The sequence below is a fragment of the Geodermatophilus poikilotrophus genome, assembly GCF_900111455.1.
In the GTDB taxonomy this organism is placed as follows: Bacteria; Actinomycetota; Actinomycetes; order Mycobacteriales; family Geodermatophilaceae; genus Geodermatophilus; species Geodermatophilus poikilotrophus.
The window spans coordinates 31,759-55,632 of record NZ_FOIE01000004.1 but is presented as its reverse complement, the minus strand read 5'-3'; the positions used below and the strand labels follow the sequence as shown (position 1 = coordinate 55,632).

Genomic DNA, 23,874 nt, shown 5'->3' with positions numbered 1-23,874 from the left:
CCACAGCGGGTCCCCTCGGGTCAGGAGACGTCGTCGGGCGGAGCCGGCCAGCGGGGGACGCCGGCCACCGTGCCGTCCCCGACCGGTGCGCCGAACCGCGGCGGCCGCCGCTCGAGGAACGAGGCCACGCCCTCGGCGGCGTCCGGACCGGCGCCGAGCTCGACGAGGGCCCGGGACTCGGCGCGGTGGGCGTCCCAGGGCGAGGACGCCCCCAGCATCGACCACAGCAGCTGACGGGCGGCTCCGACCGCGACCTCCGAGGTGTTGTCGGCGATCTCGCGGGCCAGGCCGAGCGCGGTCGGCAGCAGCTCGTCGTCCGGCACCACCCGGGACACCAGCCGACCGCGCAGCGCCTCGGCGGCGTCGAACACCCGGCCGGTGGCCACCCACTCCATCGCCTGGCTGATGCCGACGACCCGCGGCAGGAACCACGACGACGCGGCCTCCGGCACGATGCCGCGGCGGGTGAAGACGAAGCCGAACCGGGCCGACGCGGCCGCGATCCGGACGTCCATCGGCAACGTCATCGTGGCGCCGATGCCGACCGCGGGCCCGTTGACGGCGGCGAGAACGGGTTTGCGCAGCCGGGCGAAGGGGAGCGAGGCGATGCCGCCCCAGTCCCGGGGGACGCCGTCCACCGTGCCGCGCGGCACCGGGTCGGGGCGCGCGCCGCGGTCGCGGAAGGTGTCCTCGCCGCCACCGAGGTCGGCACCGGCGCAGAAGGCCCGGCCGGCGCCGGTCACGAGCACCACCCGGACGTCGTCGTCGGCGTCGGCGGCCTCGGCGGCCGCGGCGAGCTCCGCGGCCATGACCGGTGTGAAGGCGTTGAGCCGCTCGGGCCGGTGCAGGGTGATCGTGGCGACGCCGTCGGCCACCGCGTAGCGCAGCTGGGTCGCGGTCACCCGAGCGCACCGGCGACGGCGAGCCGGGCGACGGCGTCGAGGTGCTCGGCGGCGTCGCCGAGCAGCAGCCGGTCGACCTTGGCCCGCCGCCAGTACAGGTGCGCGTCGTGCTCCCAGGTGAAGCCGATCCCGCCGTGCACCTGGATGCAGGTCTCGGCGGCACGTTCGAGCACCTCGGCCGCGAGCGCCTTGGCGGCGGAGGCGGCCAGCGGGAGCTCGTCCGGCGCGGCGTCGGCGGCCCAGGCGGCCCACCACACCAGGGAGCGCAGCTGGTCCACGCCGACCCACGCGTCGACCAGCATGTGCTTGACCGCCTGGTAGGAGCCGATCCGCCGGCCGAACGCCTCCCGCTGCTGCGCGTACCCGACGGCCATCCGCACCGCGGCGTCGGCGGCCCCGAGGTCCTCCGCGGCGAGCACCACGGTGGCGACCTGCTGGGCGCGGGCCCACAGCTGCGCGGCGTCGTCGGCCAGCACCCGCCGCGAGGTCAGCCGCACCGAGGCCAGCCCACGGGTGGCGTCCAGCGGCCGGCCCGGGGTGGCCCCGCCCTCGCCGAGGACGAGGGCGCCGTCGTCCAGGCCGAGGAACAGCGTCGCGCCGGCCGCGTCCATCGACGGCGACGACCCGGTGACCGGGCCGTCGAGCACCGCGAACGCCGCCGAGCCGTCGGCCAGCCGCGCGGCCAGGTCGGGGGCCTCGGCCAGCAGCACCGCGGCGCGGGCGGCGGTCGCCAGCGACGGGCCGGCCAGCACGGCTCCGCCCTGCTCGGCGACGACGGCGAGGTCGAGCAGCGACCCGCCCGCCCCGCCGGCCGACTCGGGGACGGTGATGCCGAGGAAGCCGATGTCGGCCAGCGCCTTGCGGCCCGGCGCGACGTCGCCGCCCTCGAGCGCGGCACGGGCGGCGGACGGGGAGGCCGATCCGCGATAGAAGTCGCGCGCGCCGGCGGCGGCGTCGCGCTGGTCGGGGCCGAGGTCGAAGTTCACCGGGCACCGCCGGAGAAGGGGGCGGTCTTGTCGGCGCGGGGCTCCGGTGGGAGCCCGAGCACCCGCTCGCCCAGGATGTTGCGCAGCACCTGGTCGGTGCCCCCGGCGATGGCCAGGCCGGGGAGGAAGCCCTGGCTGCGCTGCCAGGTCTCGTCGCCCTCGGCGGTTGCGGCGTACACGGCGTCGTCCCCGAGCAGCCGGACGCCGGCGTCGGCGACCAGCTTCGCCGCGGCGGTGCCGGCCAGCTTGCCCGCGCTCGCCTCCGCCCCGGGCACCCCGCCCCGGCCGAGCTCGGAGAAGCGGCGGTAGCCGGTGTACCGGGTCGCGAGGGAGGCGACGACCGCCCGGCCGAGCGCCTGCCGGGCGAGCACCTGCCGGTCGTGGTCCAGCTGCGGCAGCCGCTGCCGGGCGTGCGCGACGAGCGCCTCGACCGGGATGCCGAGGTCGCTGCCGGCCCCGCCGATGGCCACCCGCTCGTTCATCAGCGTGGTCAGCGCGACCCGCCAGCCCTCGCCGGGTTCCCCCAGCCGCTCGCCGTCGGGGATCCGGACGTCGTCGAAGAACACCTCGTTGAACCCGGCCGAGCCGATCATCTGCCGCAGCGGCCGCACGGTCACCCCGGGGGCGTGCATGTCGACGACGAACATCGTCAGGCCGGCGTGCTTGGGCTTCCCCGGGTCGGTACGGGTGAGCAGGATGCCCCGGTCGGCGACGTGCGCCAGCGTCGTCCAGACCTTCTGGCCGTTGACGACCCAGTCGTCGCCGTCCCGGACGGCGGTGGTGCGCAGCGCGGCGAGGTCGGAGCCGGACGCCGGCTCGCTGAACAGCTGGCACCAGACGTCGTCGGCACGCAGCAGGCGGGTGAGGTACCGCTGCCGCTGGTCGTCGCTGCCGTGGGCGATGACCGTGGGCCCGCACATGCCTAGGCCGATGTGGTTGATCAGGGTCGGGACCCGGGCGCGGGCCAGCTCCTGCTGCACGATCGCCTGCTGCACCAGCGTGCCGCCCTGCCCGCCGTGCTCGCGGGGCCAGGTCACGCCCACCAGGCCGGTCTCGTACAGCACCCGCTGCGTGCGGCGCAGCTCGGCCTCGGCGGTGGCGGCGTCCACCGCCTCCTCCCCCGCGCTCACGTGCAGCAGCTCGGCGGCGTGCTGCTCGAGGGCCCGCCGGACGCCGGCCCGGTACTCGGCTTCCTCGGGGGTGTCGTCGAAGTCCACGAGCGGCGCCTCCCTCGTCGAGCGGTCGGCCGCAGCGTGACAGCGGTCACCCTCGGTGGTCAACGACGACCGGCTGTTGACCGCCTCCGCAGCCCCGGCCAGCATGACCCGCGTTCCACCCGGCGGTCAGGAGGCCCCGTGAGCGCAGAGATCCCCCGGCTGCAGGGCCGCGGCATGACGAGCAGCGACCAGCTGGCGCGGTGGGCCCGCCGGGCGCCGGACGCCGTCGCGCTGCGGTTCGAGGGCACCGGGCGCAGCTACGCCGAGCTCGACGAGCGGGTGACCCGGCTGGCCCGCGCACTGGCCGGTCGCGGGGTGGGCACGGGCGACCGCGTCGCCGTCCTCGGCCTCAACGGGCTGGAGGTGTGGGAGGCCTACCTCGCCGGGGTGCGCCTGGGCGCGGTCGTCGTCCCGGTCAACTTCCGGCTGGTCGCCGACGAGGTCGGCTACGTGCTGACCGACAGCGGCGCGGTGGCCCTCGTGGTCGACACCGCGCTCGCCGAGGTCGCGGCCAGGGCTCGCCGGCAGGCGCCCGGAGTGCGCACCGTGCTCACCATCGGCGGGGACTACGAGGAGGCGCTGGCCGCCGCGGGCGCCGAGCCGCTGGACGTCGAGGTGGACGAGGGCGCCGCCGCCTTCATCATGTACACCTCGGGCACCACCGGCCGGCCCAAGGGCGCCGTGCTGACCCACCGGAACCTGCTCGTGCACGTCTTCAGCCAGGTCACCCACCTCGGCGTGGACCCCGACGACCGGGTCGCCGTCCCCGGCGCGCCGCTGTTCCACATCGCCGGGCTGGCCGGGGGCCTGCCGCCGCTGCTGCTCGGCGGCACCCACGTGATCCTGCGCTCCGGGGGCTTCGACCCGGTGGCCACGCTGGACCTCATCGAGCGTGAGCGGGTCACGAGCATCTTCCTGGTGCCGGCGATGTGGGCGGCCGTGGTCGCCGTCCCCGACATCGCCTCGCGCGACCTGTCCTCGCTGCGACGCATCTCCTGGGGCGCGGCGCCGGCCTCGACGACCCTGCTGCGGACGATGATCGACACCTTCCCCCAGGCCGAGGTGGTCAGCGCCTTCGGGCAGACCGAGTGCAGCCCGGTCACCTGCTTCCTGCGCGGCGAGGACTCGGTGCGCAAGATCGGCTCGATCGGGACGCCGATGCTCAACGTCGAGGTCCGCGTGGTGGACGACGCGATGGACGACGTCCCGCCGGGCGAGGTGGGCGAGATCGTCTACCGCAGCCCGATGGTCATGACGGGGTACTGGGGGAAGCCGGAGGCCACCGCGGAGGCCTTCGCCGGCGGCTGGTTCCACTCCGGCGACCTGGTGCGGCAGGACGAGGACGGGTACCTCTACGTCGTCGACCGCAAGAAGGACATGATCATCACCGGCGGCGAGAACGTGTACTGCGCCGAGGTCGAGGACGTGCTGGCGGGGCACCCGAAGGTCGGCGAGGTCGCGCTGATCGGCGTCCCGGACGCCCGCTACGGGGAGGCGCCGCTGGCCGTCGTCGCCCCGCGGGACCCGGCCGACCCACCGACGCCGGCGGAGCTGACCGCGTGGTGCCGCGAGCGGCTGGCGTCCTACAAGAACCCGCGGGAGTACTCGGTGGTCCCCGCACTGCCGCGCAACCCCAGCGGCAAGGTGCTCAAGACCCGGCTGCGGGAGGAGCACTCAGCCGGGTCGCTGGTCGCCGAACCGGTCGTCTAGCGACCCCTCCTCGGCCACCCCGGGCCTGCGAGGGGCCGGCCCGGGAGGGGTTCCGTCAACAGCCGTCGGGGCCGCAGACCTCGCCGCCGGTGATCACCGGGATGAGCGGCGTGCGCTCGGCCCAGGCCCGCTCGAGCACCTGCAGCAGCGCGTCGGCCGGCTGGGCGCCGTTGACGCCGTACTTCCGGTCGACGACGAAGAACGGCACGCCGCTGATGCCCAGCGCCTGCGCCTCGGCCTCGTCGGCCCGGACCGCGCCGGCGTGGCGCTGGTCCTCCAGCGCCGCGCGCACCTCGTCGGCGTCCAGCCCCGCCTCGGCGGCGAGCCGGACGAGGGTCTCGCGGTCGCCGACCGCCTCGCCCTCGCTGAAGTAGGCGGTCAGCAGCCGTTCCTCGACCGCGTCCTGCACCCCGCGCTCGCCCACCAGGTGGATCACCTGGTGGGCGTCGAAGGTGTTGGCCCGCACCGCCCGGTCGAACCGGAAGTCCAGCCCCTCGGCGGCGGCCTGCTGGGTCATGGAGTCGGTCATCTGCTGGGCGCTGGGGACCGACGTGCCGTACTTCCTCGCCAGCCGCTCGGCGTACTCGGTCGGTGAGACGGGGTCGCCCGCGGCGGCCGAGGGCGCGCCCGGGTCGAGCTCGAAGGACTTCCACTCCACCTCGACGGCGTCCCGGTGCGCGAACCGCTCCAGGGCGGCCTCGAAGCGGCGCTTGCCGATGTGGCACCAGGGACAGACGACGTCGGACCAGATCTCCACCTTCACGCCCGGCCGAACGTCCCTGGCGCCACCCGGCATTCCGAGCGGTTCAGTTCTCGAACAGGTCCCGGGAGACCACGCCGGTGTCGGGGTTGTCGGTGAACAACCCGTCGATGCCGGTCTGCCAGAACACCAGCTGCTCGTCGATCGCCCGGCCGTAGTCGCCCGGCTCCTCGCCGGGATCGCGCAGCTCGGCCGGGAGGAACTCGTTCTCGTTGCGGAAGGTGTACGGGTGCACGAGCAGGTCCGCGGCGTGCGCGTCGGCCACGAAGGACGTCGGCTCGCCGAGGGTGCCGTCGGCCTCCCGCGGGATGACCTGGGCCTTCTCCGGGCCCACACCGTCGGCGTACTCCCCGATCGCCGCCAGCCCCTCGGCCGTGGACAGGTCGGCGTAGGTGCGCGGGTCACCGGCGGCCACCAGGTCGGCCGGTGCGCCGGTCGCCGACAGCAGCTGCACCAGCGGGACGTCGACGACGCCGTCGAGCTGGCGCAGGTTGGCGGTCTCGAACGACTGCAGGAACACCGGGTCGCCCTCGCCGTCGAGCCCGGCCTCGTCGAGGTCGGTGACCAGCGGCTCCTCGAGCGAGAGCCCGATGGAGTCGAAGTAGGTGGGGTGCTTGGTCTCGATGTAGACGCCGACCTCGCGGCGCAGCTCCCGGGACAGCTCCTCGCGCAGCTCGAGCACCTCGTCGAGGGTGGGCACCTGGTAGAGGCCGTCGTAGAGGGTGTTCTCCTCACGGACGTCGGGCAGCCGCTCCACCGCGCGCAGCGTGCGCAGCTCGGCCAGCGTGAAGTCCTCGGTGAACCAGCCGGTCAGCTCGGTGCCGTCGATCACCTTGGTGGTGCGCCGGTCGGCGAACTCGGGCCGGTCGGCGACGTCCGTCGTCCCGGAGATCTCGTTCTCGTGGCGGGTGACCAGCACGCCGTCGGAGGTGCTGACGACGTCGGGCTCGACGTAGTCCGCGCCCATGCGGGCGGCCAGCTCGTAGGAGGCCAGGGTGTGCTCGGGCCGGTAGCCCGAGGCGCCGCGGTGCCCGATGACGAGCAGTTCGCCGACCCCGTCCCCGGCCTCCTGCTCCGGCGGCACGGCCGTGGCCGGCCCGGTCAGCAGCAGCGGGACGGCGAGGACGGACGCGGTGAGCAGCGCGGTCTGGCGGTGCGCACGTGACATGGGTTCTCCCCCGGGCTCGGACGGCGACCCTCGCCGTCGGCCCGGACGATCCCAGCCCGGCGACGTGGCCGCGACGTGAGCGCTCCCGCGAACACGGGGTGAACCCCGGCCCGGCGTCCCCTGGGGAGCCCGGCTCAGCCCTTCCAGACCTCGGCGACCTCCGCGGCCACGCCGGCGGCCTGCGCCCGGCCCGCGCGTGCGGAACCCGCGCGGGCAGCGGGGTCGAGCACGTTGCGGCCGATCGCGCGGCGGGCGGCCTCGTCCGGGGACACGACCGCGACCCGCGCCACCATCCCGGTGACCTGCGCGTCGACGCTGGCCAGCGGACCGACACCGCGCGGGACGGGCGCGAGGACGACGACCCGGTCGCACCCCTCGGCGAGGTCGGCGTTGGCCGCGGAGCGCATGCCGCCGTCGACGTAGCGGCGGCCGTCGATGCTCACCGGCGGGTACACGCCGGGGACGGCACAGCTGGCCGCGACCGCGTGCACCAGCGGGACGCCGGAGGTGCGGTCGAGGACGCGGAACTCCCCGGTCCCCGCGTCGACGGTGGTGACGCGCAGGTCGCGGTCGGGCCACTCGCGGCTGACGAGGCGGGAGCCGATGACGTCGAGCCGCTCCTGCTCGGTCGGGGTCAGCCCGGCCTGCTCGGCGGCCAGCGCCAGCGCCCCGACCCGCCGGCGGAACCCGGCGTCGTCCCCGCGGCTGCGCAGCACCGCCCAGGCGTAGCGGGCCAGCGCGGCACGGGTCATCCGGGCTGCCCGCTCGCCGGTGGGCGGCTCGAGCTGGCGGGCGAACAGCGCCTCGAGGTCGGCGCCGCTGGTGACCTGCGCGCCGACCACCGAACCGGCCGAGGTGCCCACCACGAGGTCGGCGCCGGTGAGGTCGACGCCGGCCTCGGCCAGGCCGGCGAGCACGCCGACCTCCCACGCGATGCCGGTGATGCCGCCGCCGCCGAGGACGAGGGCCGTGCGCTGGCCGTTCATGCCGCCATCCTCACCCACCGTCCGACCTCGACACGGGTAGTGACGTGCGCCACGCTGTGGGTCTCCGGAGAGGGGACGACCCGCATGACGGACGCGCAGGACGCACCCACCCCGACCGCGCACAGCTGGCCGCCCGGCCTGCCGCGGTCGCTGGACTTCCCCGCGGTCCCGGTGGGCTCGATCCTGCGGGCCGCCGTGCGTCGCTGGGGCGACCGGACGGCGTTCGTCGACCACGACGTCCCGCTGACCTACACCGAACTCGGCGCCCGGGCGCACGCCGTCGCCAACTGGCTGGCCGACGCCGGGGTGGGGCGCGGCGACGTCGTGGCGGTGCACCTCCCGAACTGCCGCCAGTACCCGGCGGTCTACTACGGGGTGCTGCTCGCCGGGGCGACCTTCTCCCCCACCAACCCGCTGCTCCCGGCCGCCGACCTCGCCGCGCAGCTCACCGACGCCGGCGCCCGCGTGCTGGTCACCTGGGACCAGGTGCTGCCGTTCGCGCGGCCGGCCCTGGCGGCCACGCCCGTGCGGACCGTGGTGGTCACCGGGGAGGCGCACACCCTCGACCTCCGCGCCCGGCTGGAGCTGGAGGCCGGGGAGGTCGACCTCGCCGACCTGCTCGCCGGCGACCCCACCGACCGGCACCTCGACGCCGCCGTCGACCCGGCGGCCGACCTCGCGCACCTGGCCTACACCGGCGGCACCACCGGGGTCAGCAAGGGTGTCGAGCTGCCGCACCGCGCGGTCGTCACCAACGTGCTGCAGTCGGCCTGCTGGTCGTCGGGGTCGCTGCCCGAGCTGGACGAGGCCGGCGACGTGACCCTGCGGCAGGTGCTCGGGCGGGACGAGTACCCGACGGCCCTGGGTGAGGCACGGCTGGTCAACCTCACGCCGTGGTTCCACGCGATGGGCGCGATCGGCTACCTCAACGGCATGGTCATGGCCGGGACGATGACGGTCGTCCACCGGCGCTTCGACCCGGTGCGCTACGTCGAGGACGCCGTCCGGCACCGGGTCACCCTCATCGGCGGGGCTGCCCCGGTCTTCGTCGCCCTGCTGCAGGTACCGGGCATCGAGGACGCCGGCCTGGGCTCACACGTCCGCAGCGTCTCCAGCGGCGCGGCGCCGCTGCCGGTCCCGCTCATCGGACGGCTGCAGGCGTTGCTGCCCGACGCCGTCATCGGCGAGGGGTACGGGCTGACCGAGGTCACCATGCAGGCCACCGGCAACCCGGTGCACCGCTCGGGCACGCGCAAGCCCGGCAGCGTGGGCGTGCCGGTCTTCGACACCGAGATCAGCATCCAGCCGCTCGGCGGTGGGGCGCCGCTGCCGGCCGGCGAGCGCGGCGAGGTGTGCATCCGCGGGCCGCAGGTGATGCGCGGCTACGCGCACCGGCCGGAGGCGACCGCCGAGGCGATCGATCCCGAGGGCTGGTTCCACACCGGTGACGTCGGCGTCCTCGACGAGGACGGCTACCTGGCGATCGTCGACCGCACCAAGGACATGCTGCTCCACAAGGGCTACAACGTCTTCCCGCGCGAGCTGGAGGAGGTGCTGTTCGGCGTCCCCGGGGTCGCCGGGGCGGCCGTGGTCGGCCGGCCGGACGAGGAGGCCGGGGAGCTGCCGGTGGCCTACGTGGTCCGCAGGGCCGACGACGCCGGGGCCGCGCTGACGGCCGAGTCGGTCATGGCGGCGGTCAACGGACGGGTGACGCCGTACAAGCGGCTGCGCGACGTCGTCTTCATCGACGCGATCCCGGTGTCGGCCGCGGGCAAGGTGCTCAAGCGGGAGCTCGCCGCGCGGGAGCGGGCCGCCGTTCCCGGGAGCTGAGCCCACCTCCCCCGGCACCGCACCCGTCCGCTCACCCGGACGGGTGCGGCGTGCACGCGCGCCGCCGGGCGGCTCACTATCGTCCCGCGGGTGGACGGCGATCCGGGAGACATGAGCGAGCACTCCGGTGTGCGGATCGCGCACGAGGAGCTCTCCCCGTTCCGCCAGGTCTGGCGCCGGGTGGTGATCGCGGCGCTGGTCCTGGCCTTCACCGTGTTCATCGTCTGGCTCGACCGCGACTCCTACCGGGACGGCGACCAGGTGGGCATCGGCCTGGTCGACGCCATCTACTACTCGACGGTCACGCTCTCGACGACCGGGTACGGCGACATCACGCCCGTCACCGAGGGCGCCCGCATCGTCAACATCCTGGTCATCACGCCGCTGCGCATCCTGTTCCTGATCGTCCTCATCGGAACCACCCTCGAGGCGCTGACCGCGCGCACCCGCGAGGAGTTCCGCATCCGTCGTTGGAGGTCCCGCGTGCGCCAGCACGTCATCGTGTGCGGCTACGGCACCAAGGGCCGCAGCGCCATCCGCTCCCTGCAGTCCAGCGGCACCCCGCTGGAGCAGATCGTCGTCGTCGACCCCGAGCCGCGGGCCATCGACGAGGCCAACTCGGTGGGGTTGCACGGGATCATCGGCGACGCGAGCCGCACCGACGTCCTCCGCCGGGCGCACGTCGAGCGCGCCCGCGCGGTCATCGTCGCCGCCAACCGGGACGACGCGTCGGTGCTGATCACGCTGACGGTCCGGCAGCTCAACCCCAGCGTGCCGATCACCACCTCCGTGCGGGAGGAGGAGAACGCCCAGCTGCTGCGCCAGTCGGGCGCCGACACCGTCATCACCACGTCGGCCACCGCGGGCCGGTTGCTGGGTCTGTCCACCGACGCGCCGCGCGTCGTGGCCACCGTGGAGGACCTCGTCACCGGCGGCCAGGGCCTCGACCTGCACCAGCGGCGGGTCACGGCCGGCGAGGTCGGCCTGGGTCCGCGGCAGCTGCGCGACGTCGTGCTGTCGGTGACCCGCGGCGGGCGCACGCTGCGCTTCGACGACCCGCTGATCGGCACGCTGGAGACCGAGGACGTGCTCGTCGTCGTCCGGTCGCACCCGCCGGGCGGGCACGTCGCCGCGGCGTACTGACCGGACGGCGCCGGGTGCGCCCAGCGGGCGCCGACCGACGGTGCGTCAGTCCGGGCGCGACGGGCAGCCGCAACGCGTGGGCGGCCTCCGCCCGAGCGGGACGGCGGCCGGCGCCGAGCCAGGCCGCGGTCGGCCGCTGCCACCGCAGTCCGACCAGGACACCGAGCGGCAGCGCGACGGCGAGGTGGGCCAGCGCGGTCAGCACGATGACGGCGCGCCCACCGGCGGGGTCGTGCACACCGGCGGACAGGCCGAGCAGCAGCAGCAGTGCGACGGTGCCGACGCCGACGAGGCCGGCGAGGACGACCAGCACCACGAGCACCGGCACCGCGCGCCGCCCGGTCGGCGCCCACTCGAGCGCCGCGTCGAGACGACGGGCAGCGGCGGGGACGTCCGTCACGGACCGGGTGCGGGGGCCGGGACGTCGCGCACGGCTCCCATGGTCACCGAGGCGCACGCCGCTCCCCGCAGCGGGGCGTCAGACGAGGACGGCCTCCAGGGCGTCGGCCTGCTGCACCAGGTCCGACGCGGTGGTCAGCCAGCCGGCCACCAGCAGCAGCGGCCACGGCTGCTCGTCGTCCAGCGAGGCCGTCGTCGCGACCAGCGAGGCCTGGGCCACGGCCCTGCACGCCATGTTCCGCATGACGAGCTCCTTCCATCGGTTGCCTGGACGGTCGGCACCGACGGACCCGGGATCCAGCCGTGCAACACAGACGTCACCCCGACGGGGTGGACGGCGCACCGCCGCGGGCCACCTGCGCGGCTCGAGGGCTGTGGAGCCGTTCCCCCGACAGCCGTCCACAATGGTCGGCGGGCGTGGACGGCGACGGGCTGCCCGCCGGGAGGAGCGTGGACGTGGCGGGCACGGGGACGGCGGCCGACGGCGACGACGCCGCGCGGGCGGTGCTCGCCCTGTCGGTGGACGCCGCCGGGATCGGGACGTTCGAGGTGGACGTCGCCACCGGCAGGCTCACCTGGAACCGCCGGATGTTCGAGCTGCTCGGTGTGGCACCCGAGGGCTTCAGCGGCGAGCTGGCCGAGGCCTACCGGCACATCCACCCCGACGACGTGCCCCGGGTGGCCGCCGACGTGGAGGCCGCGCTGGCAGGCGCCGGCGAGTACACCACCGGGTACCGCGTGCCGCTCCCCGACGGCAGCACGCGGCACCTGTCCGCGCGCGGGCAGATGATCACCGATGCGGCCGGCAACCCGCTCCGCCTGGTGGGCGCGACCCACGACGTGACGGCCGAGCGGGAGAGCAGCGAGCGCATCCGTGCCGCGCTGGAGTCCCTCGCCATCGGCTACCTCGCCACGGGCGCCGACTGGCGCGTCAGCTACGTCAACGCCCGGGCCGAGCGCCTCACCGGCCGCTCCCGCGACGAACTGCTCGGCCGCAGCCTGTGGGAGGCCTTCCCCGCGACCGTCGGGACCGTCTTCGAGGAGCGCTACCGGCAGGCGGTGCGCAGCGGCGAGGCGGTCACCTTCGAGGCCCACTACCCCGGGGAGCCCGATGTCTGGGTGGAGGTGCGGGCGGTGCCGGAGAACGGCGGGCTCGGCCTCTACTTCCTGGACATCACCGACCGACGCCGGGCGCAGGAGGTGGCGGCGGAGGCAGCCCGGCGCAGCGCGCTGCTCGCGGCGGTCACCGAGCAGCTGACCGGGACGATGGACGCCGAGCGGGCGGTCGCCTACTTGGCGCAGCTGGTCGTCCCGGCGCTGGCCGACTGGTGCATCGTCACCCTCGTCGACGACGAGGGGCCGGCCGGTGGCCGGCGGAACCTGCGCGACATCGGCTGGTGGCACGCCGACGAGGCGGTGCGGGCGACCCTCGACGCCTATGCGGAGCGGCGCATCCCGGCCCTCACCGAGGACTCCTTCCTGCTCCGGGCGCTGGTCACCGGCCGGAGCGCCACCGTCCACTCGGGAGCCACCGCGGCCGTCCAGCGCGTGCTGGTCCCCGGTGAGGCGCGCGACCTAGTCGCCGAGCTCGCCCCGGAGTCGATGGTCGTGCTGCCGCTGCGCGGGCGGGGCCGGACCGTCGGCCTGCTCAGCCTGTTCAACGGCTCCAACCGCGCGTCGATGACCGCTGCCGAGCGGGACACCGCCACGGACGTGGCCGGACGCGCCGGCCTGGCCCTCGACAACTCGCGGCTGTACCGCCAGCAGCGTGACCTGGCCGCCGGCCTGCAGCGGTCGCTGCTGACCAGGCCCGTGCAGCCGGACCACGTGCAGATCGTGGTCCGCTACACCCCCGCGGCGGAGGCCGCCGACGTCGGCGGCGACTGGTACGACGCCTTCATGCAGCCGGACGGGGCCACGGTGCTCGTCATCGGCGACGTCATCGGCCACGACACCGAGGCCGCCGCGGCCATGGGGCAGGCCCGGACGGTGCTGCGCAGCCTCGCCGCCGTCGACCACGAGGGCCCGGCCGAGGTCCTGCGCCGGACCGACGAGGTGCTGGAGACCCTGCGGACGGGGATCATCGCCACCGCGCTGGCGGGGCGGCTCGAGCAGGACGAGGACCTCCAGGAGCGCGGACTGACCCGCCTGCGGTGGTCCAGCGCCGGGCACCCGCCGGCCGCGGTCGTCGCCCCCGACGGCGGCGTGCGGCTCCTCGCCGGGGAGAAGGCGGACCTGCTGCTGGGGGTGGTACCGGACACCGCGCGGCAGGAGCACGAGGTCGTGCTCGCGTACGGCACGACGGTCCTGCTCTACACCGATGGGCTGATCGAGGCGCGCGACCAGCCCATCGAGGAGGGCCTGCAGCGGCTGCAGGTGACGCTGACCGACCTCGCCGCCGACGACCTGTCGCTCGACGACCTGGTCGACCGGCTGCTGGAGCGCATGCTGCCGCCGCAGCCGGAGGACGACGTGGCGCTGGTCGCCGTCCGGTTGCACGACCAGCGCGGGCCGCGGCCGGACCGAACCGCACGCCGCCCGGTTTCCCGGACACCTGATCCGCCGCCACACTCCTGGTGCACCGGACCCCCCGGATTGGCGGGCGCGGAGCACGGCCGGCCGGGAGAGACTCGATCGGGCCAGCAGCGGTGCGTACGGGTCGGGTCATGGGGGACGGTGCCATGTCGGAGGAGTCCGGAACGGGTGTCCGGGGGCGTTCCCGGCGGCGGTCGCGCTCCTCGCTGGTCCCGGCGCCCTCCAGGGGACACGGACCGGTCCTGTGGCGCGGCGCGGCCGTGGTGATCGCCACCGCCACCCTGATGGCGTCCTCGCCGGTGGGCGCCGGGAGCACCGCGCAGGAGCCGTCGCCGGTCGCGTCCCAGGCGTCGTCCCACCCGGCCGGCAGACCTGCCTCACCGACCTCCACCTCCCCGACCTCCGCCTCCTCGACGTCCGCCGCTCCTCCGTCCGCGGTCCCCGGGACGACCGCGTCACCGGCGTCGAGCGCGGCGGCTGCCGCCTCCGGTCTGGCGGCCGGCGGGATCCCGTCGGTCGCCAAGGCGGCCTACGACTCCGCCGCCGCGGCGGCGCCGGCCGGCTGTGGCATCTCCTGGTCGCTGGTCGCCGCCATCGGCCGGGTCGAGTCCGACCACGGCCGCTTCGCCGGGGCGGTGCTGCAGACCGACGGCCGGTCGGCGCCCCGGATCATCGGGATCCAGCTGAACGGGAACGGCACTGCGGTCATCCGCGACACCGACGGCGGGCGCCTCGACGGCGATCCGGCGTACGACCGCGCCGTCGGTCCGATGCAGTTCATCCCGTCCACCTGGGCGCGCTATGCCAGCGACGGGGACGGCGACAGCAGCAGCGACCCCTTCGACATCCACGACGCGGCTCGGGCCACGGCCCGGTACCTGTGCGCCGCTGGTGGGGACCTCACCGCCGTGGCCGGGCAGCGCCGCGCCGTCTTGGCGTACAACCACTCCGACGCCTACGTGGCGACGGTCCTGACCCTCGCCGCCCGGTACGCCGGGACGCCGCCACCCACCGTGCCGACCGACGCGGTGCCCCCGCCGTCGGAGCCGCCGGCGAACCCGGGGCCGCCGCCCGCCGTGCCGCCGGCCTCCAGCCCGCCACCGCCCGCCGCGCCGTCGTCCTCCTCGCCGTCGACGGCCTCGGGGTCGCCGTCCTCGTCGGTCACCACGCCGCCGTCGACCACGCCGCCGTCGACCACGCCGCCGCCGACGACCCCACCGGTCACGACGCCGCCGGTCACCACACCGCCGTCGACCACACCGCCGCTCACCACACCCCCGACCACGACGCCGCCGGTCACCACACCCCCGACGACGACCCCGCCGGTCACCACACCACCCGTGACCACACCGCCGTCCACGACCCCGCCCTCGACGACGCCACCGGTCACGACTCCGCCGACCACGACGCCGCCCACCACGACGCCACCGGTCACCACTCCCCCGACCACGACGCCGCCGTCGACGACCCCACCGGTCACCACTCCCCCCACCACGACGACCTCGCCTGTCGCGACGCCCGGGTGCACCACCCCGGCGGTCGCGGGACTCGGCACGGTCGACATCCGCGACGGCTCGGCGGACCCCGTCACGCGGGCCGCCGTCGGAGCCCGGGTGGTGGAGGCAGGGGGCACGGTCGGCGTCGTCACCGCGACGCAGGACGCGACCTCGGCCGTCCTGTACCCCGACGGCCAGGACGCGGTGGCGACGGCGCTCGCCGACGCGCTGGGCCTGACCGGCGCCGCGCAGGTGGGTGACGTCGACCGGATCACCGTGGTCATCGGGACCGGGGACGCCGCCCGTCTGGACTGCGCCGCCTGACGGCGTGCCCGGCGGCGTCCGCCCTCACGCGGAGGGCTCGGCACCGACGGCGACGAGCAGCCGGCCTGTACGCGAGGGTCAGGCGCGAGTGACGGCGGCGATCACCAGGGCGCCGCGCTTGGTCACCTGCACCGGGGGCCGGAGCTCCTCGGCCGCCCGCGCGGCGGCGTCCGGCGGCGCCTGCCGGCCGAGGAGGTAGTCGCGGACCGCTGCGGCGTCGGGCAGGGTCACCAGCGGCGCGTCCCACCGGTGGACCGCCACGCAGCCGAAGACCTCGCCCACCAGGGACGGCGCCTCCTCGGCGTCGAACGACGTCCCCGGACGCCGCCAGAACCGCGCGAACTCCGGCGAGTCGTCCCTGGCGATCGCCGAAGCCAGCAGCGTTCCGCCCGACCGCAGCACCCGCCGGGCCTCCCGGAGCGCGAGGCGCGGATCGGCCAGGTGGTACAGCACGTTGAGCGCCGTCACCGCGTCGAACGAGGCGTCGACGAAGGGCAGCCGCGCCGCGTCGGCGCGGACCGCGGGCGCCGGGTGCGCGCACACCATCGCGGCCGCCGCATCGAGCCCCACCACCAGGGGCCCGGCGAGCAGCTCCGACCGCAGCGGGCCGTCGGCGCACCCGACGTCCAGGATCCGCCGAGCCCCCAGCGAGACCAGCCGGGTCGCGACCTCGGCGTACAGGCTCGCCGTCGAGTGGGCTCGGGCGACCGCCGTGCCCAGCCGGTAGCGCTCCGGCGCCGAGTCGTAGTCGAAGACCACGCTCCCCACGGGACCAGCCTGGCACCGATCGACCGGGTCGACGCCGACGACTCCGGGCCCCCGACGGAGTCATACAGGTGGGACCGGATGCGACCGGTCCTCACCAGCACGAGAGGAGCACGACCATGACGACCACCTACCGGAGCGGGCACACCCGGGACGGCGCCCTCGTCCAGAACACCCGCGACGTCGTGCTGCTCGTCGCCCGGGCCGGCCTCGGCGTGCTCATGGTGGCGCACGCCAAGGTCGAGTACGACTTCGGCGGCAGCCTCGCCGGGGTCGGGCGGCTCTTCGCAGAGGCCGGCGTCCCCCTGGGCACCCTCACCGGGCCGGCCAACGTCCTGTTCGAGCTCGTCGGCGGCATCGCGATGGTCCTCGGCGTCGCGGTCCCGGTCGTCGGCGTCCTGATGGCCCTGAACATGGTCGGCGCCTGGGTGTTCGTGCACACCAGCGGGCTGTTCGCCATGGACCACAACGGCCCCGAACTCGTCATCGCGCTCGGCCTGCTCAGCCTCGTCCTCGCCGTGACCGGGTCGGGCCGCCTCGGGCTCGACCACCTGCTCGTCCGCCGCCGCACGCCGCGGACGGCCGGGACGCGGTAGGGACGGCGCTCGCCGACGCGCCGGGCGCGCGGCCGCGGACGTCTGCCGTCGTGGCTGACGTGCACACGGATCGCCGCGAGTTCGCACACGCCGCGATGACGAGACCCGTGTGGAGCCCGTGGAGAAGCCCCCGACCCGAACGTGAGACGGGGGCTTCCACGGGAGGCGACGTCAGACGAGGAGGTTCTCGATGATGGCCGCGGTGACCTCCTCCGTGCTGGCGCTGCCGCCGACGTCGCGGGTGCGGACGCCCTTGCCCGAGGTCACCTCGATGGCGTGCTGGACGGCCTTGGCCTCGTCGTGCAGGCCGAAGTGCTCGAGCATCAGCGCCGCGCTGCCGATGGCGCCGACGGGGTTGCAGATCCCCTGGCCGGCGATGTCGGGCGCGGAGCCGTGGACCGGCTCGAACATGGACGGGAACCGCCGCTCCGGGTTGACGTTGGCGCTCGCCGCGAGGCCGAGGCTGCCGGCGAGGGCGCTGCCGAGGTCGGAGAGGATGTCGGCGTTGAGGTTGGACGCGACCACGACGGAGAGGTCCTCGGGCCGGAGGACGAACTTCGCGGCCATGGCGTCGACCAGGACGCTCTCGGTCTCCACGTCGGGGTACTCGGCGGCAACCCGCCGGAAGACGTCGTCCCACAGCACCATGCCGTACTGCTGGGCGTTGCTCTTGGTGACGCTGGAGACCTTCTTGCGGGGGCGGGTGCGGGCCAGGTCGAAGGCGAACCGGATGATCCGCTCGCAGCCGACCTCGGTGAACACCGCGGACTGGACGGCCACCTCACCGCGGTCACCACGGCCGGCGAAGTTGCGGCCGCCGAACCCCGCGTACTCGCCCTCGGAGTTCTCGCGGACGACGACCCAGCTCAGGTCGGTGTCGTCCGCCTTGCGGAGCGGGCTCTGGATGCCGGGGAGGAACTCGACGGGGCGGACGTTGGCCCACTGGTCGAAGCTCTGGCAGATCTTCAGGCGCAGACCCCACAGGCTGACGTGGTCGGGGACGGTCGGCCAGCCGACGGCGCCGAAGTAGATGGCGTCGAAGTCCTCGAGCTGGGCGAGACCGTCCTCGTCCATCATCCGGCCGTGCTGGGCGTAGTAGTCCGAGCCCCAGGGGAACTCCTGCCACGCGAAGGCGAAGCGGCCGTTCGAGGCGTCGGCGAGGGCGTCGAGGACGGTGCGGCCGGCCGCGACGACCTCGACGCCGACTCCGTCGGCGGGGATGGCGGCGATGCGGAACGTGCGTTGGGCGGTCATGACGGTCTCCGTGGGGGACGACTGCTGGGGTCGTCACCGAGTGAACGGCGTCACGTCCTCCGGCGTCCAAGACGCATCGTCGATCGGCTTCATAGACCGGGCCTATGGTTCCCCGGGCCTCGCCGCCGTCCCTGGGTCGGACACGTAGCGCTCGACGCAGGCCACGAAGGCCTGGGCGGCCGGCGTCAGCGTGCCCGTCCGGGAGATGAGGGCGATCCGCAGCAGGACGGCGGGCTCGATCCGCCGGACGCGCGCGCCCGACCGCCGCGCCAGGGGCATCCAGGACGACGGCAGTACCGCGTGCCCGACGCCGGCCAGCACCATCGGCAGGATCGACGTCCGGTGCTCGACCTCGACGACGATGTGCGCGTCGACGCCGCTGGCCAGGATGTCGTCCACCAGGCTCCGCACGAGGCTGCCCTGCCTGCTCACGATGAGCCGTGCGCCGGCCAGGGCCTCACGGGTCACCGTGCGCCCGGTGGGTCCGTCCACCGGCCCGTGGTCTCCGGGCTCCTCCTCGGGCGGGGAGATCAGGACGAGGGGCTGCTCCTCGATGGGCAGGACCCGCAGCCCTCCGGTGTGCGGCGGTGACGCCGCGCCGAGCAACCCCAGCTCGGCCCGGCCGGCCTTGACCGCTTGGACCACCTCGTCGGGGGTGAACGCCGCGTCGGCCGTGACCGTCATCGCCGGATGGGCCGCGGTGAAGTCGCGGACCAGGGTCGACAGCGGTTCCATGCCGGGGCTGGGCATCGCCACGAGCTCGACCCGGCCGCGCTGGAGCCCGCGGGCGGACCGGGCCGCGGCGCGGGCTGCCTCCAGGTCGCGGACCACCTGGCGGGCGGGCTCGATCAACTGGGCTCCGGCGTCGCTGAGCACGATGCCGCGGCCCACCCGGTGGAACAGCGGCACGCCGAGCTCCCGCTCGAGCGTCCCGATCGCCTGCGACAGCGAGGGCTGCGCGATGTGCAACTGCTCCGCGGCGCGGCCGAAGTTCATGGCCTCGACGACGGCGAGGAAGTAGGTCAGCTGCCGGACGTCCACCGCGCCACCTCCCGCGGACCGATAGGCCCAGCCTACCGGCGACGTAGCAAACGCGTCTTGGACGCGTGTGGCCGAGGTCACCCACCGTGGCGGACACCAGTCCACCTGCTCCGGCAGACAACGCATCCGAGGTGCCTCCGATGGACCTGACCCACGCACACACACCACCGGTCGAGAAGAAGCGCTGGTACCGGCAGCTGTACTTCTGCGTCCTCGTCGCCATCGTGCTCGGCGTCGTCGTGGGCGCCCTGTGGCCGGCCGTCGGGATCGCGATGGAGCCCATCGGCACGGCATTCGTCGGGCTGATGAAGATGCTGATCGGCCCCATCGTGTTCCTCACGATCGTCGGCGGCATCGCCAGCGTCGCCGACCTGAGGAAGGTCGGGCTGACCGGGATCAAGGCGCTGACCTACTTCCAGATCGGGACCATCCTGGCGATGGTCTTCGGACTGGTCGCCATCAACCTCTTCCGCCTGGGCGACGGCGTGAACGCCGACGTGAGCACGCTGCAACCGACCGAGGACGTCGGCTCGCTCGTGGAGGCGGGGCAGGAGCAGCACTGGTGGGACTTCCTGCTGCGCGTGCTGCCGGAGAGCGCCGTCGCCCCCTTCGTCGAGGGCGAGATCCTGCAGATCATCTTCATGGCCGTGGTCTTCGGCGTGGCGCTCAACGCCGTCGGCGCGGTCGGCGCACCGGTGCTCTCGGGGGTCCAGCGGCTGACCGCGGTCGTCTTCAAGGTGCTCGCCTTCATCATGAAGGCCGCCCCGCTCGGCGCGTTCGGGGCGATGGCCTACGCCATCGGCGAGTACGGCCTGGAGACGCTGACCAGCCTCGGTTCCCTGATCGCGCTGTTCTACGTGACCTCGGCGCTGTTCGTGTTCGTCGTGCTGGGGGCGGTGATGGCCTACCTGCGGCTGAACATCTTCCACCTGCTGCGCTACCTGCGGGAGGAGCTCCTGCTGATCCTCGGCACCTCCACCGCCGAGCCGGCCCTGCCCGGCCTGATGAAGAAGATGGAGCACGCCGGCGTGGAGAAGTCCACCGTCGGACTCGTGGTGCCGACCGGCTACTCCTTCAACCTCGACGGCGCCGCCATCTACCTGTCCCTGGCCGCGCTCTACATCGCCCAGGCCACCAACACCGACCTGTCGATCACCGAGCAGCTGGGCCTGCTGGCCGTCATGCTGCTGACCTCGAAGGGTGCGGCCGGCGTCGCCGGTGGCGGCTTCATCGCCCTGACCGCGACCCTGTCCACCGTCGGCACCATCCCGGCTGCGGGCATCATGCTCGTCTTCGGCATCGACAAGTTCATGTCGGAGTGCCGCGCGATCGTGAACTTCTGCGGCAACGCCGTCGCCACCCTGTTCATCGCCGCCTGGGACAAGACGCTGGACCGGGACCGGGCCCGCCGCGTCCTGCGCGGTGACGACGTCCCGCCGCTGCACGAGATCGACGAGGTGCCCGACGAGACCTCCGGCACCCCCCGGCAGGCCGAGCCGCACCCGGTTCCCGGCACCGTCGGTGTCGCCGCGGCGGCGAGGGCCTGACATGCGCGTCCTCGTCGCTCCCGACAAGTTCAAGGGCTCCCTCACCGCCCTCGAGGTGGCGACGGCCATCGCGCAGGGCCTGGCGGCGACCGGTGTCGCCTCCACGCTCCTCCCCCTGGCCGACGGCGGTGACGGCAGCGTGGCCGCCGCCCTGCACGCCGGCTCTGCTCCCCATCCGGTCACCGTGCGCGGTGCCGACGGTCGCCGGCACGACACCGAGTTCGCGTTCGACGGCACGACCGCGGTCGTCGAGGTCGCCAGCACCTGCGGAGTGAGCACGCTCCCCCCTGGCGAACTGGCCCCGATGACGTCGTCCAGCTACGGACTCGGGCAGGCGGTCCTCGCGGCCCTGGACGCGGGAGCCCGACGCATCGTCCTGTGCCTCGGCGGCAGCGCCAGCACCGACGGCGGCGCGGGACTGCTCGCCGCCCTCGGCGTCCGGTTCCGGGACGGCGCAGGGCGCGACGTCGAACCGACGGGTGGGACGCTGGCGCGGATCGCCGAGCTCGACGTGTCGGGCCTGCGGGACCTGACCGGCACCGAGCTGACCGTGGCCACGGACGTGGACAACCCGCTCCTCGGAGCAGCCGGTGCCGCCACCGTGTTCGGGCCGCAGAAGGGCGCAGTCCCCGTGCAGATCGCCGAGCTCGACGCCGGCCTGTCCCACCTGGCCGGTCTCCTGGAGCGACACCGCCGGGCGGGGGGACACCGCAGCACGACTCCGCTGGCCGACGAGCCGGGTACCGGGGCCGCGGGCGGGCTGGGATTCGCCTGCCGGTGGCTCGGTGCCTCCCGTGTAGCGGGAGCTGAGTTCTTCCTCGATCTCCTCGGCTTCGACGCCGCGGTGTCCCACTGCGCGGCCGTGGTCACCGGCGAGGGACGCATGGACGGGCAGACCCTGGCCGGGAAGCTGCCCGCCGTCGTGGCGGCACGATCGGCGCCGCGCAGGGTCCACGCCGTCGTCGGGCAGTCGCTGCTGACGGAGGATGAGCGAGTGCGACTCGGACTGGACGAGGTCGTCGCACTGGGCGAGCTGACCGACGAGGACCCGAGCCGGGACCCCGACCTCTCCAAACGTCTCGTCGCGGTCGCCGGTGCACTCATCGGCCGACAGGTCCGCGCCCTGACCGTGGCCGGACGATCGGGCGCTGACCGCCGGGAGGACGATCCAGCGGGTCGACCCCCTCGCGGCAGAGCTCGTGAGCGGGAGCAACAGCAGCCGGTGAGCGCCCGGCCGACGGCTGCGCAGCACTGACCGGACCGCCACGAGCGAAGGCCGGTGGCCACCGCTGTCCGCGGCGGCCACCGGCCTCTCGCCAGCACGGGGCCGGCTCTTCGCCGAGACCCGAGGTAGGTGGAGGTGGCGGGAATCGAACCCGCGTCCTACGACGCATCACCAGGGCTTCTCCGAGCGCAGTCCGCTCCGTCTCTGCTCGACCCCACCGATCTCACGAACGAGTCGGTGTGACGGGCCCAGTCGCTGTTTGGTGTCCCGCGCGCGCCCGCGACCGGCACGCACGGTCAGTCATCTAGCTGATGCCAGGATCCGGGCCGATGACGAACCCGGGCTGACAGAGTCGCCTCGCTGCTTAGGCAGCGAGGGCGAACTCGCGCTGACTGGAGTCGGCGCTTGTGTTGTTTCCGACGCGTGGTTAACGAGCTCATCGTCGGCTTCCTCGGCTCGCTTCCCCTGGTCATCCGACCGCAGTCGAGACCATTCACCCCCTGTGCAGTTGTGCAGACAGCCTAACGGCACCCGCCGACGGGTTGTTCCCGCGCCACCCCGGACCCTCGATCATCGGCGTCCGGCTGCTGCCGACAGCGCGTCCGGCAGCCAGACGCCGATGATCACGACGGGGATCGGCCGTCCTCAGATCCAGCCGCGGCGCTTGAAGACGGCGTACAGCGCCAGGCTCACCCCGGCCATCAGCACCAGCGCGAACGGGTAGCCCAGCTGCCACGACAGCTCCGGCATGGCCTCGAAGTTCATCCCGTACACGGTCCCGACCAGCGTCGGCGCGAACAGGATGGCCGCCCAGGCGGAGATCTTCTTGACCTCCTCGCCCTGCGCGATCGAGGCCTCGGTGAGCTCGCGGATCTCCTCGTTCTGCCGCTGCGCGACGAGGGTCGAGTTCACGGTGAGGATGTCGCGCAGCTGCAGCCGGAACCCCTCGACCCGCTCGATGACCTGGACGATGTGGTCGGCGACGTCCCGCAGGTAGCTGCGCAGCTCCTCGTCGACGCCGTACTTGTCGAACCCCGCGGTGATCGCGGCGAGGATGCCGGTCAGCGGCCGGGCGGCGCGCTGGAACTCCAGCACCTCCTGCGACAGCTCGTAGATGCGCCGGGAGACGCCGGGGTCGCCGCGGAAGACCTCGGTCTCGATCTGCTCGATGTCGTTGGCCAGGCCCGCGACCACCGGCGAGTACCCGTCGACGACGGCGTCGAGGATCGCGTAGAGCACCGCCTCGCTGCCCTTCTCCAGCAGCGCCGGCTCGCTCTCCAGCCGGCGCCGCACCCGGGAGAGGTCCGGGGACTCGCTGTGCCGCACGGTGATGGCGAAGTTCCGGCCGAGGAACAGGTGCAGCTCGCCGAACTCGACCTCCTCGGTCGCGTCGAGGTAGCGCGCGGCCTTGAGGACGACGAACAGCGTGCTGCCGTAGCGCTCGAACTTCGGCCGCTGGTGGGCCTTGATCGCGTCCTCGACCGCCAGCTCGGGCAGGTCGTACTGCTCGGCCAGCTCACCGAGCTCGGCGGCCTCGGGCCGGTAGAGGCCCAGCCACACCAGGCGCTCGGGGTCCTCGACCAGCCACTCGTGGCTCTCGGCGCCGCTGTCCGGGGTCGCCACGCGTCGTCCCGACGAGTAGACGGCGTTGTCGACGATGAGCGCGGGGCGGTCCGGCGCCGCGGGGGCCGGGGTGGCAGCCGGTGGGGGCGCGAGCGTCAGCTCGGGCCGCGGACGGCGGGTCAGGGTGGACAGGGCGGTGAGGGACGCACGACGGCGGTCGACCACGGCGGACTCCCGGGAGACGCTGGAGCGGGTGGACTCGTGGGGGGTCCGCCACTCCCCGCGCGAGCGCGTCAAGCGGTGCGGCCCCCGGTGCCGGTACTGGGCGGTTCACTGGGCACGCGCGCAGCACCTCCCGTCGTCCGTGGGCCGGCCCGCTCCCCGGGCCGTCGTCCATCGTGACACGCGCTGTCCACCCAGCTGCCCC

The 23,874-nt window shown here is 74.5% G+C and carries 21 protein-coding genes, 1 other RNA gene and 1 pseudogene; 9 read left to right on the top strand and 14 right to left on the bottom strand.

Annotated elements, in window-relative coordinates; translation table 11 throughout:
- Positions 1-20: 20 nt before the first annotated feature.
- Genes BMW27_RS10140 through BMW27_RS10130 form a run of 3 tightly spaced genes read right to left on the bottom strand, consistent with a single transcriptional unit; the run spans position 21 to position 3,210 of the window.
- Entirely contained in the window at positions 21-902 is an 882-nt protein-coding gene (locus BMW27_RS10140) for an enoyl-CoA hydratase-related protein (protein ID WP_091443322.1), read from the bottom strand.
- Positions 899-1,888, bottom strand: a complete 990-nt coding sequence (locus BMW27_RS10135) for an acyl-CoA dehydrogenase family protein (RefSeq protein ID WP_091443319.1) — start codon at positions 1,886-1,888, stop codon at positions 899-901. Before BMW27_RS10135 ends, BMW27_RS10140 begins: the two co-directional genes overlap by 4 nt.
- The gene (locus BMW27_RS10130; RefSeq protein WP_245743463.1) at positions 1,885-3,210 is read right to left on the bottom strand and encodes an acyl-CoA dehydrogenase family protein; all 1,326 of its coding nucleotides are present in this window, start codon (positions 3,208-3,210) and stop codon (positions 1,885-1,887) included. The genes BMW27_RS10135 and BMW27_RS10130 overlap by 4 nt, the downstream gene beginning before the upstream one ends.
- 33 nt (positions 3,211-3,243) lie before the next feature.
- Here BMW27_RS10130 and BMW27_RS10125 point away from each other — a divergent pair, with 33 nt between their 5' ends.
- Positions 3,244-4,815 (top strand): long-chain-fatty-acid--CoA ligase, encoded by a 1,572-nt coding sequence (locus BMW27_RS10125; protein WP_217638108.1) that lies wholly within the window; start codon positions 3,244-3,246, stop codon positions 4,813-4,815.
- A gap of 55 nt (positions 4,816-4,870) precedes the next feature.
- Here BMW27_RS10125 and BMW27_RS10120 read toward each other — a convergent pair whose 3' ends face one another.
- The 3 genes from BMW27_RS10120 to BMW27_RS10110 form a co-directional block, all read right to left on the bottom strand.
- Positions 4,871-5,578 carry a DsbA family oxidoreductase gene (locus BMW27_RS10120; RefSeq protein ID WP_091443316.1) on the bottom strand — a complete coding sequence of 236 codons (708 nt, stop codon included), beginning with the start codon at positions 5,576-5,578 and terminating at the stop codon, positions 4,871-4,873.
- Between the two features lie 43 nt (positions 5,579-5,621).
- Positions 5,622-6,743 (bottom strand): glycerophosphodiester phosphodiesterase, encoded by a 1,122-nt coding sequence (locus BMW27_RS10115; protein ID WP_091443313.1) that lies wholly within the window; start codon positions 6,741-6,743, stop codon positions 5,622-5,624.
- Between the two features lie 134 nt (positions 6,744-6,877).
- Entirely contained in the window at positions 6,878-7,729 is an 852-nt protein-coding gene (locus tag BMW27_RS10110) for a patatin-like phospholipase family protein (protein WP_091443310.1), read from the bottom strand.
- A gap of 84 nt (positions 7,730-7,813) precedes the next feature.
- Here BMW27_RS10110 and BMW27_RS10105 point away from each other — a divergent pair, with 84 nt between their 5' ends.
- Together BMW27_RS10105 and BMW27_RS10100 are read left to right on the top strand one after the other, a co-directional pair.
- On the top strand, positions 7,814-9,559 hold the full coding sequence (locus tag BMW27_RS10105) for a class I adenylate-forming enzyme family protein (RefSeq protein ID WP_091443306.1): 1,746 nt from the start codon (positions 7,814-7,816) through the stop codon (positions 9,557-9,559).
- 90 nt (positions 9,560-9,649) lie between these two features.
- Positions 9,650-10,702 carry a potassium channel family protein gene (locus tag BMW27_RS10100; RefSeq protein ID WP_245743462.1) on the top strand — a complete coding sequence of 351 codons (1,053 nt, stop codon included), beginning with the start codon at positions 9,650-9,652 and terminating at the stop codon, positions 10,700-10,702.
- 478 nt (positions 10,703-11,180) lie between these two features.
- Here BMW27_RS10100 and BMW27_RS23350 read toward each other — a convergent pair whose 3' ends face one another.
- Complete coding sequence (locus tag BMW27_RS23350; protein ID WP_175486462.1) at positions 11,181-11,345, bottom strand: hypothetical protein; 165 nt, start codon at positions 11,343-11,345, stop codon at positions 11,181-11,183.
- A gap of 212 nt (positions 11,346-11,557) precedes the next feature.
- Here BMW27_RS23350 and BMW27_RS10095 point away from each other — a divergent pair, with 212 nt between their 5' ends.
- Positions 11,558-13,903 (top strand): SpoIIE family protein phosphatase, encoded by a 2,346-nt coding sequence (locus tag BMW27_RS10095; RefSeq protein WP_245743461.1) that lies wholly within the window; start codon positions 11,558-11,560, stop codon positions 13,901-13,903.
- 262 nt (positions 13,904-14,165) lie between these two features.
- On the opposite strand, the gene BMW27_RS23980 is transcribed toward BMW27_RS10095, so the two are convergent.
- Complete coding sequence (locus tag BMW27_RS23980; protein WP_245743510.1) at positions 14,166-14,345, bottom strand: hypothetical protein; 180 nt, start codon at positions 14,343-14,345, stop codon at positions 14,166-14,168.
- Positions 14,346-14,406: 61 nt separating this feature from the next.
- Between BMW27_RS23980 and BMW27_RS24570 the strand changes: the two are divergent.
- Positions 14,407-14,517: pseudogene (locus BMW27_RS24570) on the top strand (lytic murein transglycosylase); the annotation flags it as partial.
- Positions 14,518-14,591: 74 nt separating this feature from the next.
- Here BMW27_RS24570 and BMW27_RS23975 read toward each other — a convergent pair.
- Positions 14,592-15,191, bottom strand: a complete 600-nt coding sequence (locus tag BMW27_RS23975; protein WP_245743509.1) for a hypothetical protein — start codon at positions 15,189-15,191, stop codon at positions 14,592-14,594.
- Between the two features lie 58 nt (positions 15,192-15,249).
- Between BMW27_RS23975 and BMW27_RS23970 the strand changes: the two genes are divergently transcribed.
- Positions 15,250-15,456, top strand: a complete 207-nt coding sequence (locus BMW27_RS23970) for a hypothetical protein (RefSeq protein ID WP_245743508.1) — start codon at positions 15,250-15,252, stop codon at positions 15,454-15,456.
- Positions 15,457-15,534: 78 nt separating this feature from the next.
- Here BMW27_RS23970 and BMW27_RS10085 read toward each other — a convergent pair whose 3' ends face one another.
- On the bottom strand, positions 15,535-16,224 hold the full coding sequence (locus tag BMW27_RS10085; RefSeq protein ID WP_091443297.1) for a class I SAM-dependent methyltransferase: 690 nt from the start codon (positions 16,222-16,224) through the stop codon (positions 15,535-15,537).
- Between the two features lie 116 nt (positions 16,225-16,340).
- Between BMW27_RS10085 and BMW27_RS10080 the strand changes: the two genes are divergently transcribed.
- Positions 16,341-16,817: a DoxX family protein gene (locus BMW27_RS10080; RefSeq protein ID WP_091443293.1), complete on the top strand. Its 477-nt coding sequence runs from the start codon at positions 16,341-16,343 to the stop codon at positions 16,815-16,817.
- 171 nt (positions 16,818-16,988) lie between these two features.
- Here BMW27_RS10080 and BMW27_RS10075 read toward each other — a convergent pair whose 3' ends face one another.
- Together BMW27_RS10075 and BMW27_RS10070 are read right to left on the bottom strand one after the other, a co-directional pair.
- Entirely contained in the window at positions 16,989-18,071 is a 1,083-nt protein-coding gene (locus BMW27_RS10075; RefSeq protein ID WP_091443290.1) for a tartrate dehydrogenase, read from the bottom strand.
- A gap of 102 nt (positions 18,072-18,173) precedes the next feature.
- Positions 18,174-19,112, bottom strand: a complete 939-nt coding sequence (locus BMW27_RS10070; RefSeq protein ID WP_091443286.1) for a LysR family transcriptional regulator — start codon at positions 19,110-19,112, stop codon at positions 18,174-18,176.
- Positions 19,113-19,252: 140 nt separating this feature from the next.
- Between BMW27_RS10070 and dctA the strand changes: the two genes are divergently transcribed.
- Both dctA and BMW27_RS10060 read left to right on the top strand, forming a co-directional pair.
- Positions 19,253-20,659 (top strand): C4-dicarboxylate transporter DctA, encoded by a 1,407-nt coding sequence (dctA, locus tag BMW27_RS10065; protein WP_091443282.1) that lies wholly within the window; start codon positions 19,253-19,255, stop codon positions 20,657-20,659.
- Between the two features lies 1 nt (position 20,660).
- Positions 20,661-21,914, top strand: a complete 1,254-nt coding sequence (locus BMW27_RS10060; protein ID WP_091443279.1) for a glycerate kinase — start codon at positions 20,661-20,663, stop codon at positions 21,912-21,914.
- A 97-nt stretch (positions 21,915-22,011) separates the two neighbouring features.
- Here the strand turns inward: BMW27_RS10060 and ssrA are convergent.
- Positions 22,012-22,385: a transfer-messenger RNA gene (ssrA, locus tag BMW27_RS10055) on the bottom strand.
- A 144-nt stretch (positions 22,386-22,529) separates the two neighbouring features.
- Positions 22,530-23,672, bottom strand: a complete 1,143-nt coding sequence (locus BMW27_RS10050) for a magnesium and cobalt transport protein CorA (RefSeq protein WP_091443276.1) — start codon at positions 23,670-23,672, stop codon at positions 22,530-22,532.
- Positions 23,673-23,874 lie beyond the last annotated feature (202 nt).

What these genes read in the sequence shown, in the direction of transcription:
- BMW27_RS10130 (WP_245743463.1), bottom strand. Translation starts at nt 3,210, where the DNA reads ATGCTGGCCGGGGCTGCGGAGGCGGTCAACAGCCGGTCGTCGTTGACC.
- BMW27_RS10115 (WP_091443313.1), bottom strand. Translation starts at nt 6,743, where the DNA reads ATGTCACGTGCGCACCGCCAGACCGCGCTGCTCACCGCGTCCGTCCTC.
- BMW27_RS10110 (WP_091443310.1), bottom strand. Translation starts at nt 7,729, where the DNA reads ATGAACGGCCAGCGCACGGCCCTCGTCCTCGGCGGCGGCGGCATCACC.
- BMW27_RS10105 (WP_091443306.1), top strand. Translation starts at nt 7,814, where the DNA reads ATGACGGACGCGCAGGACGCACCCACCCCGACCGCGCACAGCTGGCCG.
- BMW27_RS23350 (WP_175486462.1), bottom strand. Translation starts at nt 11,345, where the DNA reads ATGCGGAACATGGCGTGCAGGGCCGTGGCCCAGGCCTCGCTGGTCGCG.
- BMW27_RS23980 (WP_245743510.1), bottom strand. Translation starts at nt 14,345, where the DNA reads ATGACCGCAGTGCCGTTCCCGTTCAGCTGGATCCCGATGATCCGGGGC.
- BMW27_RS10080 (WP_091443293.1), top strand. Translation starts at nt 16,341, where the DNA reads ATGACGACCACCTACCGGAGCGGGCACACCCGGGACGGCGCCCTCGTC.
- BMW27_RS10075 (WP_091443290.1), bottom strand. Translation starts at nt 18,071, where the DNA reads ATGACCGCCCAACGCACGTTCCGCATCGCCGCCATCCCCGCCGACGGA.
- dctA (WP_091443282.1), top strand. Translation starts at nt 19,253, where the DNA reads ATGGACCTGACCCACGCACACACACCACCGGTCGAGAAGAAGCGCTGG.
- BMW27_RS10060 (WP_091443279.1), top strand. Translation starts at nt 20,661, where the DNA reads ATGCGCGTCCTCGTCGCTCCCGACAAGTTCAAGGGCTCCCTCACCGCC.